The organism is Flavobacterium sinopsychrotolerans (assembly GCF_900110375.1).
Classification (GTDB): domain Bacteria; phylum Bacteroidota; class Bacteroidia; order Flavobacteriales; family Flavobacteriaceae; genus Flavobacterium; species Flavobacterium sinopsychrotolerans.
In genome coordinates, this window is the sequence record NZ_FODN01000002.1 from 102,185 (window position 1) to 121,072 (window position 18,888).

At 34.7% G+C, this 18,888-nt stretch carries 15 protein-coding genes; 7 read left to right on the top strand and 8 right to left on the bottom strand.

Annotated features, from left to right (window positions below; all coding sequences use genetic code 11):
• The first annotated feature begins 235 nt into the window (after positions 1–235).
• From BMX64_RS04745 to BMX64_RS04755, 3 genes are all read left to right on the top strand, one after another.
• Complete coding sequence (locus tag BMX64_RS04745; RefSeq protein ID WP_091166683.1) at positions 236–1,099, top strand: hydroxymethylglutaryl-CoA lyase; 864 nt, start codon at positions 236–238, stop codon at positions 1,097–1,099.
• 109 nt (positions 1,100–1,208) lie between these two features.
• Complete coding sequence (locus BMX64_RS04750) at positions 1,209–1,760, top strand: hypothetical protein (protein ID WP_091166685.1); 552 nt, start codon at positions 1,209–1,211, stop codon at positions 1,758–1,760.
• A complete protein-coding gene (locus BMX64_RS04755; RefSeq protein WP_091166686.1) occupies positions 1,757–3,151 on the top strand; it encodes a DUF5723 family protein in 1,395 nt (464 codons plus the stop codon). The genes BMX64_RS04750 and BMX64_RS04755 overlap by 4 nt, the downstream gene beginning before the upstream one ends.
• Positions 3,152–3,159: 8 nt before the next feature.
• On the opposite strand, the gene BMX64_RS04760 is transcribed toward BMX64_RS04755, so the two are convergent.
• A complete protein-coding gene (locus BMX64_RS04760; protein WP_091166688.1) occupies positions 3,160–5,685 on the bottom strand; it encodes a cation-translocating P-type ATPase in 2,526 nt (841 codons plus the stop codon).
• A 164-nt stretch (positions 5,686–5,849) separates the two neighbouring features.
• Here BMX64_RS04760 and guaB point away from each other — a divergent pair, with 164 nt between their 5' ends.
• Positions 5,850–7,322, top strand: a complete 1,473-nt coding sequence (gene guaB, locus BMX64_RS04765) for an IMP dehydrogenase (RefSeq protein ID WP_091166690.1) — start codon at positions 5,850–5,852, stop codon at positions 7,320–7,322.
• An 83-nt stretch (positions 7,323–7,405) separates the two neighbouring features.
• Here the strand turns inward: guaB and BMX64_RS04770 are convergent, their stop codons facing one another.
• From BMX64_RS04770 to BMX64_RS04790, 5 genes are all read right to left on the bottom strand, one after another.
• Positions 7,406–9,295: a monovalent cation:proton antiporter-2 (CPA2) family protein gene (locus BMX64_RS04770; protein ID WP_091166692.1), complete on the bottom strand. Its 1,890-nt coding sequence runs from the start codon at positions 9,293–9,295 to the stop codon at positions 7,406–7,408.
• A 1-nt stretch (position 9,296) separates the two neighbouring features.
• The gene (locus BMX64_RS04775) at positions 9,297–9,902 is read right to left on the bottom strand and encodes an NAD(P)H-dependent oxidoreductase (protein WP_091166693.1); all 606 of its coding nucleotides are present in this window, start codon (positions 9,900–9,902) and stop codon (positions 9,297–9,299) included.
• 293 nt (positions 9,903–10,195) lie between these two features.
• Positions 10,196–12,436, bottom strand: a complete 2,241-nt coding sequence (locus BMX64_RS04780; protein ID WP_091166695.1) for a cation:proton antiporter — start codon at positions 12,434–12,436, stop codon at positions 10,196–10,198.
• A 186-nt stretch (positions 12,437–12,622) separates the two neighbouring features.
• On the bottom strand, positions 12,623–13,969 hold the full coding sequence (gene purB, locus BMX64_RS04785) for an adenylosuccinate lyase (RefSeq protein ID WP_091166696.1): 1,347 nt from the start codon (positions 13,967–13,969) through the stop codon (positions 12,623–12,625).
• 129 nt (positions 13,970–14,098) lie between these two features.
• Entirely contained in the window at positions 14,099–14,788 is a 690-nt protein-coding gene (locus BMX64_RS04790) for an SIR2 family NAD-dependent protein deacylase (RefSeq protein ID WP_091166698.1), read from the bottom strand.
• A gap of 64 nt (positions 14,789–14,852) precedes the next feature.
• Between BMX64_RS04790 and BMX64_RS04795 the strand changes: the two genes are divergently transcribed.
• From BMX64_RS04795 to BMX64_RS04805, 3 genes are all read left to right on the top strand, one after another.
• Positions 14,853–15,515, top strand: coding sequence for a TrmH family RNA methyltransferase (locus BMX64_RS04795; RefSeq protein WP_091166700.1), 663 nt, complete (start codon positions 14,853–14,855; stop codon positions 15,513–15,515).
• A 77-nt stretch (positions 15,516–15,592) separates the two neighbouring features.
• A complete protein-coding gene (locus tag BMX64_RS04800) occupies positions 15,593–16,192 on the top strand; it encodes a TetR/AcrR family transcriptional regulator (protein ID WP_091166702.1) in 600 nt (199 codons plus the stop codon).
• A gap of 62 nt (positions 16,193–16,254) precedes the next feature.
• Positions 16,255–17,061: a haloacid dehalogenase type II gene (locus tag BMX64_RS04805; protein WP_091166705.1), complete on the top strand. Its 807-nt coding sequence runs from the start codon at positions 16,255–16,257 to the stop codon at positions 17,059–17,061.
• Positions 17,062–17,425: 364 nt separating this feature from the next.
• Here the strand turns inward: BMX64_RS04805 and BMX64_RS04810 are convergent, their stop codons facing one another.
• The gene (locus BMX64_RS04810) at positions 17,426–17,791 is read right to left on the bottom strand and encodes a hypothetical protein (protein WP_091166707.1); all 366 of its coding nucleotides are present in this window, start codon (positions 17,789–17,791) and stop codon (positions 17,426–17,428) included.
• A 324-nt stretch (positions 17,792–18,115) separates the two neighbouring features.
• A complete protein-coding gene (locus tag BMX64_RS04815) occupies positions 18,116–18,586 on the bottom strand; it encodes a hypothetical protein (RefSeq protein ID WP_091166709.1) in 471 nt (156 codons plus the stop codon).
• Between the last annotated feature and the right edge of the window lie 302 nt (positions 18,587–18,888).

Here is an 18,888-nt window from a genome sequence, read left to right on the forward strand (position 1 = left end):
GAATCGTTAGGCTTTTAAAATCAATATAATTCGATTTATTGTTGTTTCTACTTCATTTATCAGCTCACATTATGATTGGTTTTCAAATGGTTTCAAAAAAGTAATTCAGTTTTAAAAAAATTAACCGTTTCTTGTCAAAACAAGGTGTTTTTTATCATAAGATTGTTGTTGTTTTTGAAAATTTAGTAAGTTAGAAATTTTGCAACTTTACAAGTTTTAGTATCTTTGGCTTCCTATGGAGCCAATAAAAATTATAGAATGTCCACGCGATGCTATGCAAGGCATTAAACTATTTATTCCTACGGAAAGAAAAGTAGCTTATATTCAATCATTATTGCGTGTAGGTTTTGATAGTATTGATTTTGGGAGTTTTGTTTCGCCCAAAGCAATTCCACAAATGCAGGATACGGCCGAAGTTTTGGCACGACTTGATTTGTCTCAAACCCGAAGCAAACTCTTAGCGATTATTGCTAATACACAAGGGGCAACTCTGGCAGCAGTTCATCCTGAAATACGTTATTTAGGTTTTCCATTTTCGATTTCTGAGAATTTCCAAATGCGGAATACCCACAAAACCATAGCCGAATCATTAATCACCTTACAGGAAATTCTGGAAATTGCAGCTAAAAGCAACAAAGAAGTGGTGGCGTATTTATCAATGGGTTTTGGAAATCCATACGGCGATCCTTGGAGCGTTGAAATAGTAGGAGAGTGGACTGAAAAATTGGCCATTATGGGAGTGAAAATCCTGTCACTTTCGGATACGGTGGGAAGTTCGACTCCTGATGTAATCTCGTATTTGTTTTCGAATTTGATTCCAAAATATCCCGAAATAGAATTTGGTGCACACCTTCATACCACACCTGATAAATGGTTTGAGAAAATTGATGCTGCTTACAAAGCAGGTTGCCGTCGTTTTGATGGTGCCATCCAAGGTTTTGGTGGTTGTCCAATGGCTACAGATGATCTTACTGGTAACATGCCTACAGAGAAATTATTATCCTATTTTACGGCACAAAAGGAATTTACAAATATGAGTCCAATGAGTTTTGAAAGTGCTTACAATGAGGCTTCTATGTTGTTTGGGGAGTTTCATTAGAAATTAATTAAACGAAAATATAATTGAACTCATTACATTGTTGATACTAAGTGTAGTATTGATGCGTTGAGTATAATATCCACTAAAATTACTTTTAATTTATAAAATCATGAAACTACCTGCTTTAAATAGAGTTGTAGGCCTATTCATTCTTCTGTTATTTTCTTTTTCATGTGCAAGTGATTTAGATTATGATCAGGCGAATGATTTAAAACTGGAGCCTGTTTTCGTCGCTAATTTAGCGTATTTTGATGTTCCAGCAAATGAATTTGTTACTGATGGAGTAGAGCAAAGCGTCATTTTTGACACGCCAACCGTTGATGTGTTCAATGATGATTTTTTTAGAGATAATTTGAAAAAAGTAGAGTTTTTCTTTGAAATGGAAAACACCATAAATAGAGCTTATTCAGTAGATTTAGTATTTTTAGACAATAATAATCAACGGGTTCATGCTACTAATTTTACTGTTCCGGAATACGCGGGCGCAGAAAATAAAGTGACCAAGACTGAAATATTCGAAAATACCCAACTTGACTTATTAAAAAGAACTACAAAAATTGTTTTTACACTGACGATGTTGCCGGGTGCTCCATTGAATGAGAATAGTTCAGGTAGATTAAAATTGCGTTCAGGTGTAACCGCTTATTTATTAGTAGAATGAGAAAAATAATCTTGATTTTTGTTCTATTCCTGGCGATAGATTGCTTTTCACAAAACAAACAAATTTTATATAATTTTACTTCAGTTCCTCAGTCTTTGATGACTAATCCGGGTGCCGATTTCAAGTACAATTGGTATGCTGGAGTTCCTTTATTGTCTGGGATTTCTGCAAGCGTAGGCTCAAGCGGGTTTTCTGCATATGATTTATTTGCGGATAATGGAGTCGATTTTAATGTGAAATTACGCAATGCGGTATTTTCTACCACACGAAAAGACAAAGTAGCAATCAACGAACAAATAGAAATTTTTAACGGAGGTTTTAAAATAGCAGGAGAGGAAAGTGATTCCTATATTTCGTTTGGAATGTATCAGGAATTCGATATGCTGAGTTATGTTCCTAAAGACATTGCCATTTTAGCTTTGGATGGAAACAGAGACTATTTGGGTAAAGTTTTTAATTTGGTCGATTTGAGTGTCAAAGCAGAAATGTTATCCGTATTTCACCTTGGATTTCATAAAAACATCACCGAAAAGTTTATTTTAGGAGTACGTGGAAAAATTTATTCGAGTATTTACAATGCTAATTCTACGAATAACTCCGGTTACATCTATACGATTCCTTCTTCTACAGGAGTCTATGAACAGATGATTTATTCGCAATTGCAACTCAATACATCCGGAATTGCTAAATATGATGATGAAGATTATGAGCCAAATGTGGTCAAAGACATTACAAAAAGAACTCTTTTAGGAGGTAATTTAGGTTTGGGATTTGATGCCGGTTTTACCTATTATCCAAAGAAAAACATACAACTTACCGCCAGTGTTATTGACGTAGGTTTTATTAAACACAGCAAAGAAGTGGAGAGTTTAACCTATAAAGGAACCTATAAATACGAAGGTGTGATTCCAAATTTTAGTTCTGGAAATTCAGCCGAAAACGGATACCAAGAATTCAAAGATGCTATTCCTTTGGATACGTTGTATGCGGATTACACGACTTGGCGCCCGGCAAAGTTCAATACTTCGGTTCAGTATTCTTTTGATGAAGTACGACCTGAAGATTGCGATTGCCTCAATTATGATTCGGAAACGACTTATAAAAGTGCGGTTGGTGCCCAGTTATTCGTAATGTCTACACCACGAACGCCGCTAGTCGCTTTTACCACCTATTACCGAAGAAAAATATTCAAGGCATTGCAAATGAAAGCCACCTACACGCTGGATTCGTATTCATACAAGAACGTAGGATTGGGATTATCCAGTCATTTTGGACCTGTGAATTTCTATGTTCTTGCCGATAATCTTTTAGAATATAGCGATGTTACCAAGGCAAATAGTCTTTCTTTTCAACTTGGACTGAATGTTATTTTTAAGAATAGTAAAAAGTAAATTTCTGATTAAAATTGGACTTTTCTTCGTTTAAATCCTTTGTAAATTTCGATCCAAAGTACCGAAACAAGACCCACTAAAATACTTAACCCTATTTGGAATCCTGAAACCCTTTCGAATTGGAAAAAAGCAGCAAATAATGGTGCAAATAATAACGAAGCTGTAATTAGAATTGTTACGCTAATGATCATCAATACCAAATTGTTTTTGTATTTTAATGTTGTAAATATCGAGTAATAAAAAGAACGATTCGTCAGCGTCAGAAAAATGTTAGACGAAATTAATGTTAGAAAAACTACCGTTCTCGTTGCGCTTTCGGAACGACCTGTAGTTACACAATATTGGTACACAAACAAAAGCCCCGCGGTGATGACAAGTCCTTGAATTATACTGATGGTAACTTCTTTAAGTTTGAAAAAAGTATTAGTAAAAGGTCTGGGTTGCAACAGCATTAAGTTGCGTTCCATAGGTTCATTTTCATAAATTATAGAGCAGGTTGGTCCCATGATAATCTCCAAAAAGATGACATGAACCGGGGAAAAAATATTGGGATAAATCCAGCCCAATGCCAATGGTATAAAGACAATCAAGATAATTGGAATGTGAATGGAAATAATGTACTGTATCGCTTTTTTTAGATTGTTGTATATTTTTCTGCCCATGGCGATGGCATCTATCATTTTAGAAAAATCATCATCAATTAGAATCAGGTTAGCGGCTTCTTTGGCAATTTCGGTTCCCTTTTTTCCCATGGCAATTCCAATGTGCGCTGATTTCAAAGCAGGTCCGTCATTGACACCGTCACCCGTCATGGCTACAATTTGATTGTTGTCTTTTAATGCTTTTATAATTTTGAGCTTTGCCTCGGGAAACATTCTCGTAAAAATGGAAGTTTCCATTACTTTTTCTCGAAGTGTAGCATCGTCCATGGCCATTAATTCGTCTCCATTTAGCGTTTTATCGGCATTTCTGAAGCCAATTTGTTTGGCAATTGTAGCAGTTGTTTCGGCATTATCGCCTGTAACTATTTTGACTTGAATTCCGGCTTTATAAAAAGTTTCGAATACTGCTTTGATATTCGCTTTTGGAGGATCATAGAACGCAACCAATCCTTTAAACGTAAAAGAAAATTCTTGTTGTTTTTTAGGATAATCCGTTCCTGAAAATTCAGCTAAACCAACACCCAATACGCGATATCCTTGCAAGGCCATTTTGGTCATTGCGGATAGAATTTGTTGTTTTTCGTTTTCGGATACATTTGAAGTGGCAATCAATGCTTCGGGAGCCCCTTTTGCAGCAATATATCTCGTTCCATTTTCATTTTCGAAAACATGAGTCATCATCGGTGGTTTTCCATCCAATGGATATTCGTGAACCAATTTAAAATCAGGGCGTTCATCTGTGATTTTTAACTTCGAATACGCTTCGTGCAATGCAATTTCCATCGCATCAAAGGGAATGGGTTCGCTGGCCCACATGGCGAGACTCAATAATTCGATGTCACTATTATTATTATTATTATTATTATCAGTTTCATCACTGTTGCTTCCTTTAATAGTATCATCAGATAATGTGTACCATTGCGCCAGACTCATTTTGTTCTCGGTGATTGTTCCCGTTTTGTCCGTACAAATTACGTTTGCGCTTCCTAAGGTTTCGACCGTTTTTGTCTGTTTTACGATGATTTCCATTTTCAATAAGCGCCACGAACCCAGCGCCATGAATGTGGTGAATGCTACCGGAATTTCCTCAGGAATGATGCTCATGGCCAAAGTAAGCGCTTTCAACAGACTGTCTAAAACATTATTTGAATTGTAATAATTGATAACCCAGACAAAAACAAAAATTACTAAACCAACAAGTGACATTTTTTTGACAAAATTCCCCATTTGGATTTGCAACGGGGTTTTTTCTTCGACGATTGCTTCCAGACTTTTGCCTATTTTTCCTAGTTGGGTTTTGTTGCCAATAGCGGTTACTTCGCAAATTGCCAAACCACCAGTCACAATGGTTCCAAGAAATACGGTGTTATTTTCGGCAGTTTCATTTTTAAAAACAGCCATCGATTCCCCGGTAAGAATAGATTCATTTACGGAAAAATCATTGGATTGAAGGATTATACCATCGGCAGGAATAAAGGTTCCTTCTTCTGTTTGGATGAGGTCACCTACGACAATTTCCTCGCTTAGAATTTCAGTGATTTCTCCATTGCGAATGACTTTGCTTTTGGGTTGGGATAGTTTTTTTAACGCTTCAATTGCCGTTCTGCTTTTGGATTCCTGATATAATGAAATTGTGGAAACCAATACGATAGCGACAATCATGAAAATTCCGTTTCCATAATCACCGGTAATAAAATAAATGCTTGTTGCAGTTAGTAATAATAGGAACATAGGTTCCAATACCATTTCGAACAGGGATTTCAAAAACTGATTTTTTTCCTGATTCACTATAGAGTTTGAACCATTTTTCGTTCTCGAAAGTAAAACGGCCTCATTTGAAAGTCCTTTTAATTCTTGTTGGGTTTCTGTCATAGCAAAATAAATTAAACGGATTTTCTGGGTTGGAAAGCAAGGGGTAATTTGGAACCAAAGAATTGACTTTTAACTGCAATTTAATTATTTATTTGAAAATGATAGCGATTTTTTGCTTAAAATTATCTATATTTGCACGCAATTAAACTCCAACTACAATTGCAATGATCGCACACAACTCTAAGATTATCGGTGAAGGATTAACTTACGATGATGTTCTATTAGTTCCCAACTACTCAAATGTGCTTCCTCGCGAAGTGAGTATTCAATCTAAATTTTCAAGAAATATAACGCTAAATGTTCCTATTGTATCTGCTGCTATGGATACCGTAACCGAAAGTGCTATGGCAATTGCGATGGCTCAAGAAGGAGGGATAGGCGTTTTGCATAAAAATATGACTATCGAGCAACAAGCTGCGAAAGTTAGAAAAGTGAAACGTGCAGAGTCTGGAATGATTATCGATCCGGTTACTTTGCCATTAACTTCGACAGTTGCCGATGCCAAAAACGCGATGAAAGAATTTGGTATTGGAGGTATTCCAATTGTAGATGAAAATCAAATATTAAAAGGAATCGTTACCAATAGAGATTTGCGTTTCGAAAAAAATAGTTCTAGACCTATTGTTGAGGTAATGACCAGTGAAAACTTGGTTACTGTTGCTGAAGGTACTTCTCTGGAACAAGCAGAAGTAGTTTTGCAAGGTCATAAAATTGAAAAATTACCTGTTGTAAACGCTGCTTACAAATTAGTGGGTTTGATTACTTTTAGAGATATCACTAAATTAACCCAAAAACCAATTGCCAATAAAGATGTTTATGGTCGTTTGCGCGTTGCTGCAGCGATAGGTGTTACAGGTGACGCCGTTCAAAGAGCAGAAGCATTAGTGAACGCTGGTGTTGATGCCATTATTATTGATACTGCTCACGGGCATACGCAAGGTGTTGTCAATGTATTGAAAGAAGTAAAAAGTAAATTCCCTCAAATAGATGTTATCGTAGGTAATATCGCAACTCCTGAAGCTGCTAAATTTTTAGTTGAAAATGGAGCAGATGGTGTGAAAGTAGGAATTGGTCCGGGTTCTATTTGTACGACTCGTATTGTTGCCGGTGTTGGTTTTCCTCAGTTCTCTGCTGTTCTTGAAGTGGCTGCGGCTATTAAAGGAACTGGAGTTCCAGTAATTGCAGATGGTGGAATTCGCTACACGGGTGATATTCCAAAAGCAATTGCTGCTGGTGCTGACTGTGTAATGTTAGGTTCATTATTAGCCGGAACAATGGAATCTCCTGGTGAAACTATCATTTTCGAAGGAAGAAAATTCAAATCCTACCGCGGAATGGGTTCTGTTGAAGCCATGCAGGAAGGTTCAAAAGACCGTTATTTCCAAGATGTAGAAGATGATGTGAAAAAATTGGTACCTGAAGGAATTGTAGGTCGTGTTCCTTACAAAGGAGAATTGAACGAAAGTATGCAACAATTCATTGGTGGTCTTCGTGCCGGAATGGGATATTGTGGTTCAAAAGATGTTCCAACTTTACAGGAAACCGGGCGTTTTGTTCGCATAACTGCTAGTGGGATTAACGAAAGTCATCCGCATAATGTTACGATTACGAAAGAAGCTCCAAATTATTCAAGATAAATTTTAGTTTTTAAAACAATAAAAAAGGCATAATTAATTCCGTTAGCGGTTTTAATTATGCCTTTTTACTTTTGTAAAATTTTTTAGTCCGAGGATTCCGATAGGTTTTTCTTCAGATGCTCGCTGTCCCAACTGTGATTGGTAGCTGCCACTTGGGAATAAATATCGCTCTTCAGCAGTTGTTCCTGCAGTTCAATTTCTTCTTTGATGGTAATCATATACGCCATTTTATCATGGCGTTTTTCGGCTAATTTTCGGGTGGTAATTTCATCATATTTTATAAATTGTTGGCCTTGTCTGGTAGCAGTATATTTTCGATGCCCTAATTCTACCAGCGCATCAACACCCATATTAACCGCACTGTATAATGTTTCCCGATATATATGTTGAACTTTATGATCTATTAATTCGTAAGCATCAATTCGGTTTCGAGCGCGGGTTAAGATTTTTAAATTCGGAAAATGTTTTTTTAAGGTTTCAATCACTTGTAAATTTACCGTTGGATTATCTATGGCAGCAATAAATAACTTTGCATTCTCACAACCGGCAGCTTTCAATAACTCTAATCGCGTAGCATCTCCATAATACACTTTAAATCCCAATTTCCGTAATACATCAATGCGATCGGAATCATAATCCAAAATGGTTGCTTTCACTTTATTAGCTTTTAATAAACGGCCAACCGTACTCCCAAAATGACCAAAGCCAGCAATAATTACGGGATTATCCTCGTCTATAAAATCGTTATCTTTTTTTATTTCGGTTGCTTTTTCTTTGATTCTAGAATTGGGATAAATTAACCGCTCATTTATTAATAACAAAAAAGGAGTTGCAACCATACTCATAGCAATGACAGCCATTATTTGGTTGGCTAAAACATTGGGAATAATATTCAATTGCATGCAAAAACTCATAATCACAAAACCAAATTCTCCTGCTTGGCTCAAGCCAAAAGCAAATAATAGATTTTGATCGGTATTTTTTTTATGAAATCTACTGATTACAAATAAAACAGCGAATTTTACAAGGGTCAGGATGGCTCCAAATGCAAAAATGAAAAGTGGATTTTCAAGAATCAATTGAAAGTTTATCGATGCGCCTACGCCCAGAAAAAATAATCCTAAAAGTAATCCTTTGAACGGTGCGATATCGCCTTCTAATTCATGGCGGAATTCGGAGTTAGCCAATACGACTCCTGCCATAAAAGCGCCAAGAGCAGGGCTTAAACCAACCAATTGCATCGAATAGGAAACGCCAACTACTAATAATAATGCCGAAGCGGTAAACAGTTCCTGCAAACGAGTTTTTGCAATGATGTGTAATAAAGGAACAAATAGAAAACGTCCTGCAAAATAAATGGTCGAAATACTTCCAATTACAATTAATGTTTGCAGCCAATTGGAAAAGCCAGTAATTAAGGATTGTGGTGCATCATTTGTTGTTTCAATATTTACTGTTGACAAAAGCGGTAGAAAAGCTAAGATGGGGATAACTGCAATATCCTGAAAAAGTAAAACGGCAAAAGAGGAACGTCCTACAGAAGTATTTGACAATCCTTTTTCCTTTAAAGTTTGCAATACAATAGCTGTAGAAGATAATGCCAGAGCCAGTGCAACAGCCAATGCGGTTTCCCATCTCCAATCCATAAATAAAACACATCCTAGGAATAGAAGTAGAGTGGTTCCTATTATTTGTGCAGAACCCATGCCAAGAATGAATTTTCGCATTTTCCAAAACTTGCTGGGTTCCAGTTCTAAACCAATTAGAAAAAGCATCATCACTACACCAAATTCAGCAAAATGCATAATATCCTGACCTTCCTGACCAATAAAACCAAGGACATAAGGACCAATTACGATTCCCGCTAATAAATAGCCCAGAATGGAACTCAATCCTAATTTTTTTGCAATAGGAACACAAATCACCGCCGCTGTTAAATAGATGATTGCTTGTAGTAAAAAATTGGTATCCATCTTATGTTAGTATTGTAGCAAACCATTCATTCAAATAATGGTGTTGCAAAATTTCATCCGTATCTAAATCATGATTCTCTAAATAGTCCAGAAAATAACCGTAAACCAATCCGTTTTTTTCATAATCCTCTTTGGTCATATTGTGGGTTCCATGTACCACAAAAGGCGGTAAATAAATCATATTACACACTTTTGCAGTTTGGTTAAATGGTTCCAATAATTCAACAATAGTGTATCGATCACTGCCTGTTTCGCAATAATTTTCTTTGTCGCCACCAGTTGTAATTACCTGAAAAATAATTTTATCCTGTAACGCAGTCCCTTTTTTTCCATACGCCCAATTGTGCTCCAAGACCATATCAATCCATTGTTTCATCAGTGGCGGACAACTGTACCAATACATGGGATGATGCCAAATGATAATGTCATGCTGGCTTAACAAAACTTGTTCGTGTTTTACATCAATATCAAAATCCGGATATTCCTCGTATAGATCATGAAAAGTAATGTTTTCTGAATCGGGAATATTTTCAACCAAAGCTTTATTCGCATGTGATTTCTCGAATAGCGGATGGGAAAATAGAATTAAGATTTTGTTTTTTGACATGAAATTTATTTTAGCTGTTCCTTTTTTAGAAATTACAATAGGTTATCTCATTAATTTATAACGGTATTATTAATTTTAAACGTATTGAAAGGTATAAAATATTGCTTAATTTTAATCATATTAAGTGCTTCAAAAGCTATTTTTTTATTTTTTATACTTAATAAACAGAAAATCCCGTCAAAACAAAATCGTAAGTTTTATTTCAACAGGATTCAATTAAAGAGATATTTTGGTTAGCAATAATTCAACCAAAATGGATTTGTAAGTATACTTTTAGAAACTTCATTTAGTTTCTAATTTTTGAAAAATGTAGTTAGTAATTTTTTACTTCCAACCACCCAAAGAATATCATTTTTTTCTAAAATCATGCTAGACTCGGGGTTTAAAATCCTTTTTCCGCTTCTTTCAATTCCTACAATCAAACCATTTGTTTTTTCACGTAATTGTGAATCCCTAATATTTTTACCAATAAACTCTTCTTCTTTAAGTTCTAATTGTTTTAAAATAATATCGGTGTCCGTAACTTTTTCTGGGATTTCTATTTCATTTTGGTGCAAATAGGATTTAAACTCCTTGACTTGGTTGTCTGTTCCAATGATGCAAATTTCATCTCCTGGAAATAAACGTTCATTTTTATTTGGGATATTAATCATGATCTCACCACGTTTGATGAAAGCGATATTAATGCCTAATTGCTCCCGAATGCGTAACTCCTCTAATGTTTTTCCTGCGATATTGGAAGTTGGCGCAATATCAAAAGTAGTCATGTGACCGTCCCAAGGCGTTAAATCGCTTCGGCTTCTAATGGCTTTTTTGATTTCTCTAGCATTTAGATTTTTTAGAAAGTGATCTTCTATTTTTTGGTATTGTGCGTTTAATTTTTTTGGAAAAACAAAGTATACAACAACCGCTGCTATCAAAGCTATAAATGCAATTATAGGAGAGAAAAAGATATTTAATAAAAATCCAATATAGAAAAGAGTTAAAACCATTCTTAATAAAATCATCATCAGAATAGGGCCACGATATTTACGTTCCTCTCTTAAAATGGCTACTTCTTTTACAGCAACGCGTCGTAAAGAAAGTGCCCATAAAAAAGGAGATATTATCACTAATGTAATTAATGCGCCAAATATGTTTCCAAATTGTGATTTTTGCACTAAAGGTAAAATGAATTTAGATGAAAGTAGAATAACTGCTACTATAATTACGGAATGGATAATTACTTGTGTCAGAAATGCGCGTACGACAATTTGCCAGTTGCTTACCAGTTTTATAGATTGTGCGTTGGCACTGTACCGTTCAATTTTTTTAATCCATTTTCGAGGCAATTTCTTTTCCAGATATTCAGAAAACGGAGTGGCGAATTTCACCATAAAAGGAGTCGTAAACGTGGTTACCGCAGACACAGCTACTACAATAGGATATAGAAAATCACTGGTTACATTTAATGTCATTCCCAGTGTGGCGATGATAAAAGAGAATTCCCCAATTTGCGATAAACTCATTCCAGTTTGTACCGATTGTTTCAGTGGTTGACCGGAAAGTAAAGCGCCAATTGTTGAACTTACGGATTGTCCCAAAATCACCACAAATGTCAAAATAGCGACAGGAAAAGCATATTCATACAACGTCTCTGGATTAATTAACATACCAACGGATACGAAAAAAACGGCTCCAAAAAGGTCTTTTACAGGTTTAACTAGATGTTCGATATGTTCTGCCTGAGTTGTTTCAGCAATGATGGAACCCATGATAAAAGCACCTAATGCAGGCGAAAAACCAACATTGGCAGCAAGAATAACCATCATCAAGCACAAAGCAAGTGAGATGATTAAAAGCATTTCATCCGTCAATAAATTTTTGGCTTTTTTAAGTAAAGTTGGGATAAAAAAGATGCCTCCTACAAACCAAATAGTCAAGAAAAAAAGTAGTTTAAAAACGGATAATAACAATTCACTTCCTGAAAACTGTTGGCTCACCGCAATTGTAGAAAGTAATACCATCATCAAAATGGCAACGATATCTTGAACAATAAGTGAACCGATAACGATTCCCGCAAATTTTTGGGTTTTTACGCCCAGTTCGTCAAAGGTTTTCAGGATAATAGTAGTCGATGAAATAGAAAGAATCACTCCAAGAAACATACTGTCCATTGGTTTCCAGCCAATCCATTGGCCTACCAAATACCCGATTACAATCATCGAAAGGATTTGGGTTACGGCGGTAATTGATGCTGTTCCGCCCACTTTCATCAGTTTCTTAAAACTGAATTCCAGCCCTAAACTGAACAATAAAAAGATTACTCCAATTTCTGCCCAGACTTCTACACTTTTTATATCTTTTATTGATGGAAAAAAATCAAAATGATTTCCGGCCAAAAATCCGGCAATCAAATAACCGAGAACTAGAGGTTGTTTGATTTTTTTAAATAATAAAACTGCTACTGCAGCTGTCATCAGGATTAATCCTAAATCACTAATTAGGGGTTGTAAGTGTTGTGATGCATTTGCTACTGTTTCTGCGGCATCCATAGGCGTTTACTTGTTTTTTTGAGGTTTTTGTGTATTTTGGTAAGATATAAAAAAACTTTAATTCTGAAAGTATAATCAATGCTAAATACAGCTTTTTATGATTTTTTTAGCAACAAAAATCCCGTTGAAAAGAATTTAATGTTCTTTTTTAACGGGAATTTATAAAATCGATTAATTTGTTAAAACTTATATTCCTAAGAAATTACTTGGAGTGATTTGCATCAACTCTGCTTTAATTTCATCCGAAACTTCTAAGGTTGTTATAAAACCGTGAATTGCTTTTTTATCAATTGCTTCATTGGTTCTGGTTAATCCTTTCAACGCTTCATACGGATTAGGATATCCTTCACGACGTAAAATGGTTTGAATCGCTTCGGCAACAACAGCCCAGTTTTTCTCTAAATCTTCGTGGAATTTTGGTTCGTTCAATAACAATTTGTTCAATCCTTTTAAAGTAGCTTCAAAAGCGATTAAGGTGTGTCCCATTGGTACACCAATATTTCTCAAAACAGTACTGTCCGTTAAATCACGCTGTAATCTTGACAATGGTAATTTAGCCGATAAATGTTCAAAAATCGCATTGGCAATTCCTAAATTTCCTTCGGAATTTTCAAAATCAATTGGGTTTACTTTATGTGGCATCGCCGAAGAACCTATTTCTCCTGCCTTGATTTTTTGTTTGAAATATTCCATTGAAACGTACGTCCAAATATCTCGGTCTAAATCAATAATAATAGTATTGATTCTTTTCAACGCATCAAAAAATGCAGCGAAATGATCGTAATGTTCTATTTGTGTAGTAGGGAAGGAGTGGTGTAAACCAAGGTTTTCCTCTACAAATTTTCCTCCGAATTTTCTCCAGTCAATTTGTGGATATGCCACGTGATGCGCGTTGTAATTTCCGGTTGCTCCGCCAAATTTAGCTGCAAAAGGTACATTAAACAACAAACGCATTTGCTCTTCTAAACGTTCTACAAAAACACCAATTTCTTTACCCAAACGCGTTGGAGAAGCTGGTTGTCCGTGCGTACGTGCAAGCATTGGAATATCGCGCCATTCAACACTTAAATCTTTTAATTTAGAAGTCAAAGTAATCAATGAAGGCATGTATACTTTCTCGAAAGCTTCTTTTGTCGAAAGCGGAATCGCCGTATTGTTAATATCTTGGGATGTCAATCCAAAGTGGATAAACTCTTTGTATTGGGATAATCCTAATTTTTCAAAAGCATCTTTGATGAAGTATTCCACCGCTTTTACATCGTGGTTGGTCACTTTTTCGGTTTCTTTTATCCAAAGCGCATCTTCCGTAGAGAAATTTTTATAAATGTTGCGTAAGCTTTCGAATACATCTGGGTTTACGGTTGTAAGTTGTGGCAAAGGCACTTCGCACAAAGCAATGAAATATTCAATTTCAACCAATACGCGGTATTTGATTAAGGCTTCTTCCGAGAAAAATGGAGCCAGTGAAATAGTCTTGTTTCTATATCTTCCGTCGATTGGCGATATAGCATTCAATTCGTTTAAAGTAGTCATTGTATAGTTGTTTGTTCGAAAGGCACAAAAATAGTTATAAGTTATAAGTTATGGGGTATAAGTTTAGATTTTTTGAGGGAATTTGTTATTGAAACTAAAATTATTTTATTGCGATTGCCAATGTAATTGTTACTGATTGAGTAATTTTTCTTTCATAAAAGCAACTCCTTTTGAAGCTACTTCTGGAATGACTTCCAATGGATTTCTAAGATTTGGGATTTTTATAGGTTTTGGATCAATATAAAAAATAGGCGTTTCTCTCGTTGTGAAATCGATTAATCCTGCCGCAGGATATACTTGCAATGACGTTCCTATAACAGCAAAGTAATCAGCACTTTGAGTTAGTGTTATTGCTTCATCAAGCGCTGGAACTTCCTCGCCAAACCAAACAATATGTGGACGCAATTGATTTTTATTTTCATCGAAATCGCCAAAATTCAAATCCTCCTGCCAATCCAGAATGTAATTTGGATTTTTGGTACTTCTGACTTTTAATAATTCGCCATGCAAATGCAACACATTAGAACTTCCGGCACGTTCGTGTAAATCATCCACATTTTGAGTAATGATGAAAACTTCAAAATCCTTTTCTAATTCAGCCAGAATTTGATGCCCTAAATTAGGTGCTACTTCTTTGAGTTGTTTTCGTCTTTGATTGTAAAAATCAAGCACCAAAGCCGGGTTTTTATGCCAACCTTCCGGAGTGGCGACATCCAAGACATTATGACCTTCCCATAATCCGTCACTGTCACGAAAGGTTTTGATGCCACTTTCGGCACTAATTCCTGCTCCGGTTAAAACCACCAATTTCTTTTTCATTTGTAAAATACATTAGGAGATAAAGCTAGTCTTTTTTAGTATTTTTGCCAAAAAATAATCCGCAATGATTGATATTGATTATCTCAATTTTCTTGAAAATATCTTAACTGATAACCGCAAAGAAAAATTCCTGAAAGTATTGGAAAACAGAACCAAGCATTTTACGATTGCTGTTGAGGATATTTTTCAGATGCACAATACGAGTGCTGTAATGCGCAGTTGTGAGGTTTTTGGAATTCAGGAATTAAATGTGATTGAGCAACGGTACGGAAAAAGTATCGATAAGGAAATTGCGATGGGTGCCCAAAAATGGGTTGACATCAATACATTCGACAGCATTACGAATTGTGTGGATACATTAAAAAGCAAAGGCTACCAAATCATCGCTACCACGCCACATGAGAATGATTGTTTGATGGAAGATTTTGATATTTCGAAACCGAGTGCTTTATTTTTTGGAACAGAAAGAGACGGATTATCAGAAGAAATTTTACATCGTGCCGATGGTTTTCTAAAAATCCCTATGGTTGGTTTTACCGAAAGTTTAAATATTTCGGTTTCGGCGGCGATAATCATTCAAAACTTGACGAATCGATTGCGCAACTCAAACATTGATTGGCATTTGTCCGAAAATGAAATCTTAGAAAAGCGTTTGGCTTGGGCCAAAAATTCCATAAAAGACATCAAGCGAATTGAAGAACGGTATTTTGCTGAAAACGTGAAATAGTTTTTTATAATGTTATAGTAATGTTATTTATTTTAGATAATAACATACCAGTAGGAATGTTTTAGTATATTCGTAATATGAAACAAGAAATTAAATCGGAGTTGACCAGACAATTAATTATCGATAAAGCATTTGTATTGTTTTATAAAAATGGTTTTCACGCTATTAGTGTTGATAGGGTGATGAAGGAAACAAAGCTTACAAAAGGAGCTTTTTACCATCATTTTAAAGATAAAAAAGAGTTAGGTCTAGCGGTTATCAGTAATAGGATTCAGAGTAGAGTTTATGACAATATGATTCTTCCTTTGCTAGAAGTAGGAGATCCATTTTTGATTTTAAAAACCGTTTTTTGCGAGCGAATTAAAAATTTTTCAATTGAAGAGAAACAATCTGGTTGTCCAATGAGTAATCTTATCAATGAAATTTCGGATAGTGAAGTAGCGTATCAATTGGCATTAAAAAAAATTATTGAAGAATGGAAATTAGCACTAATTCAGTTGTTAGAAAAAGCAAAAGCAGATAATTTGATTGCTAGGGAGGTAAGTACCTCTTCCGTCGCAGTTTTTTTAATCAGTGCATTTGAAGGTGTTAGAGGAATTCGAAAATTGTACAATAATGATGTTGTTTTAGAGGATTATCTATTAGCAGTAGAACGTTATATAGATCTTTTAAGATAATTTTTTTTAATCAAAAACATACTATTAGGTATGTTTTTAAAATATAATTTAAATAAATAAGAATGAAAGAATTTAAAAAAAGCAGACGGAATTTTATTAATAAGGCGATAGCTGTGGGCGGATTAGGAATTGTGGCTCCGAGTCTTGTTTTTACTGCAAAAGGGAATTCTATTGGGGTAACGGATGAGCAAAAATACCAGCGTCCGAAGGTCTTATTCTTTGATGTTAATGAAACATTATTAGACCTGAATGTGATGAAAAAAAGTATAGGAAATGCTTTAGGAGGTAGACCTGATTTAGTATCGCTTTGGTTTACAACAATGTTGCAGTATTCATTAGTAACTACAGTAGGAAATCAATATCATGATTTTGGTAAAATAGGAGGCGCAGCACTAAAGATGGTAGGTCTTAATAATGGTGTTGTCATAACTGATGAACAAGCTGGCGAAGCAATTAAACCAATTTTATCTTTACCAGCGCATCCTGAAGTAAAAGAAGCGTTGATACTATTGAAAAAAGAGGGGTATAAGTTAGTTTCGTTTACCAATTCATCCAATAAAGCAGTTGAATCCCAATTGAAAAATGCGGGTATTTATGATTTGTTTGATGATCGATTAAGTGTTGAAGACGTAGGTAAATTTAAACCACATTATGATGCTTACAATTGGGCTGCAAGAAAAATGGGATTTGAATCTAAGGACTGTATGCTTATTGCAGCTCATGGTTGGGATGTTGCTGGGGCAAATTGGGCTGGCTGGCAAACGGCATTTGTGAGCAGGCCTGGACAACAGTTATTTGCTCTGGCAAATCCACCGGAAATAAATGAAAAGGATCTTTTGTTGATTGCAAAACAATTGGTAAAATTATAAGAGAATCGAAAACTGAATTCTTATAAATTACTTAAAAGTATTTTTTTAGTACCGTAATAAAGGAGGAGACACTAATGGCTGTTCTACCTCCTTTGTTGTTTAAAGTAGTTTGCAGTATTTTAAACGTTTATGGGGATTATCTTGTCTTGTGAGGGGATTTAGTATTTTCTTTTCATTAAGTGCGTTTCGCTATGGACACAGATTCTTAAAATTGCGCAAAGTCAGAGACATTTGCGCAGCATTTAGGAAAAAATTATTTGTTTTTAGGATTGTTTTGCGGAGCTGGTAAAATTTCTTGCGAAACTTAAACGTGAATTTATCACTAAATTCGCAATCTTACCAAACGGCTATTGAGCGTAGTTTATTACCAATCCATATTTGCGGAATTATCTAGTTGATTTGAAAGTCTTTCTACAAATTTTTCCATATTTTCCATACTTTTAATAGCTTCTTTATAAACTCCATTTTTCGCTAGAGTTACAATTGTTGGTAAATAATATTCTTGAGTATAGAGCATCACAGTTTTGTATTTACTATTCCATAAATAATCAATAAAATTTTCGATTAACTTGATAACTTCTTCATTATTGAAGTTTAAATTTCCTTGAAAATCAAATTTATTTTTAATCTTATCGTGTCTCATTAATACAGGAACTGCGCAAGTTTTTGAATGAAATTGAAATGCATTTCCGTTTTTTCCAAAAGCTCCGTGTGCAACAAAGTTTCTCATTTGTTGTCTTACTAATAAAAGTTCATTATAAAACTTATTTTCTTCTTTATTTGATAAAGGAATTGCAGTAGTAAATTTAGTTTTCCATTCAGCTTCGATTAATTTTGAAATTTGTTCTCCGTCTGAAATATTTTGAGCAATTATAGAAATATGAATAAAAAGATGTTCTGTCCAACTAAAGAAAGCTTCTATTGTCGATATAGCAAGATGGTTAGAGTTTTTTAAAAATTTATAATCTAATCTACTTACTATTTTTCCACCATTTGTTAAATTTTCGGTTTTAGTCTTCCCTTTATTTTTCTCGTACTTAGAATATTGATTTTTTTAAGAATCTTTTAAATAATTAAACCTTTCTAATAAATCAAAATTAAAATTATTTACATTAATTTCAGATTTTTTTACACCTTCTCCTGCTACATAGTTATAATACAATTTAACCGCTTTAACCGCTCTGATGATTTTGTTTACAATTTCATTTGCTTCAACTTGGTCTTTTTCAATCTCATTTACAAAAATACCAATTCCAAATTTTCTATATTCAATTAAAAATGCTTTTCCATTGTATTCAATAGGAAAAGACCAAGCTATTTTTTCGAATTTGCCTAAGTCTTTGTATTTTAATAAATCTGCAAACAAAAAATATACTAAATAATAGTCCGGAAGTCTATTTATGGTTGGACATCTTTTTGCTGAAAATATAAAGTTTTTATCGGCTTTTGTTTTGTCATCTATTAACTTAATCGGTGATAAAATTCTTAAAGCTATTTCTTTATATTTTTCAACTTTAGCGTCCATTTTTATCGTGATTTTCATTTAAATTACGCACAACTAATATATAGGTCTAACGTTATAAGGCTTATCACATCATAATTGGTTTGATAGGTCTAATAAACATCAGATTTTATTTATTTTCAAATATATAAATAAATCGCTGAAAATACTTATGAAAATAAAGCAGCTATTCATTTTTTTCGAAGATATACTCTTTACTTGTAGGATTATTATGGGAAAACGTAAACGGAGTTATTTACCTCAAATCCCTAGCCCCGACAGCAGCGGAAAGCCTATGCTGGTTGAAAACAACTTTTTTCTGGTGG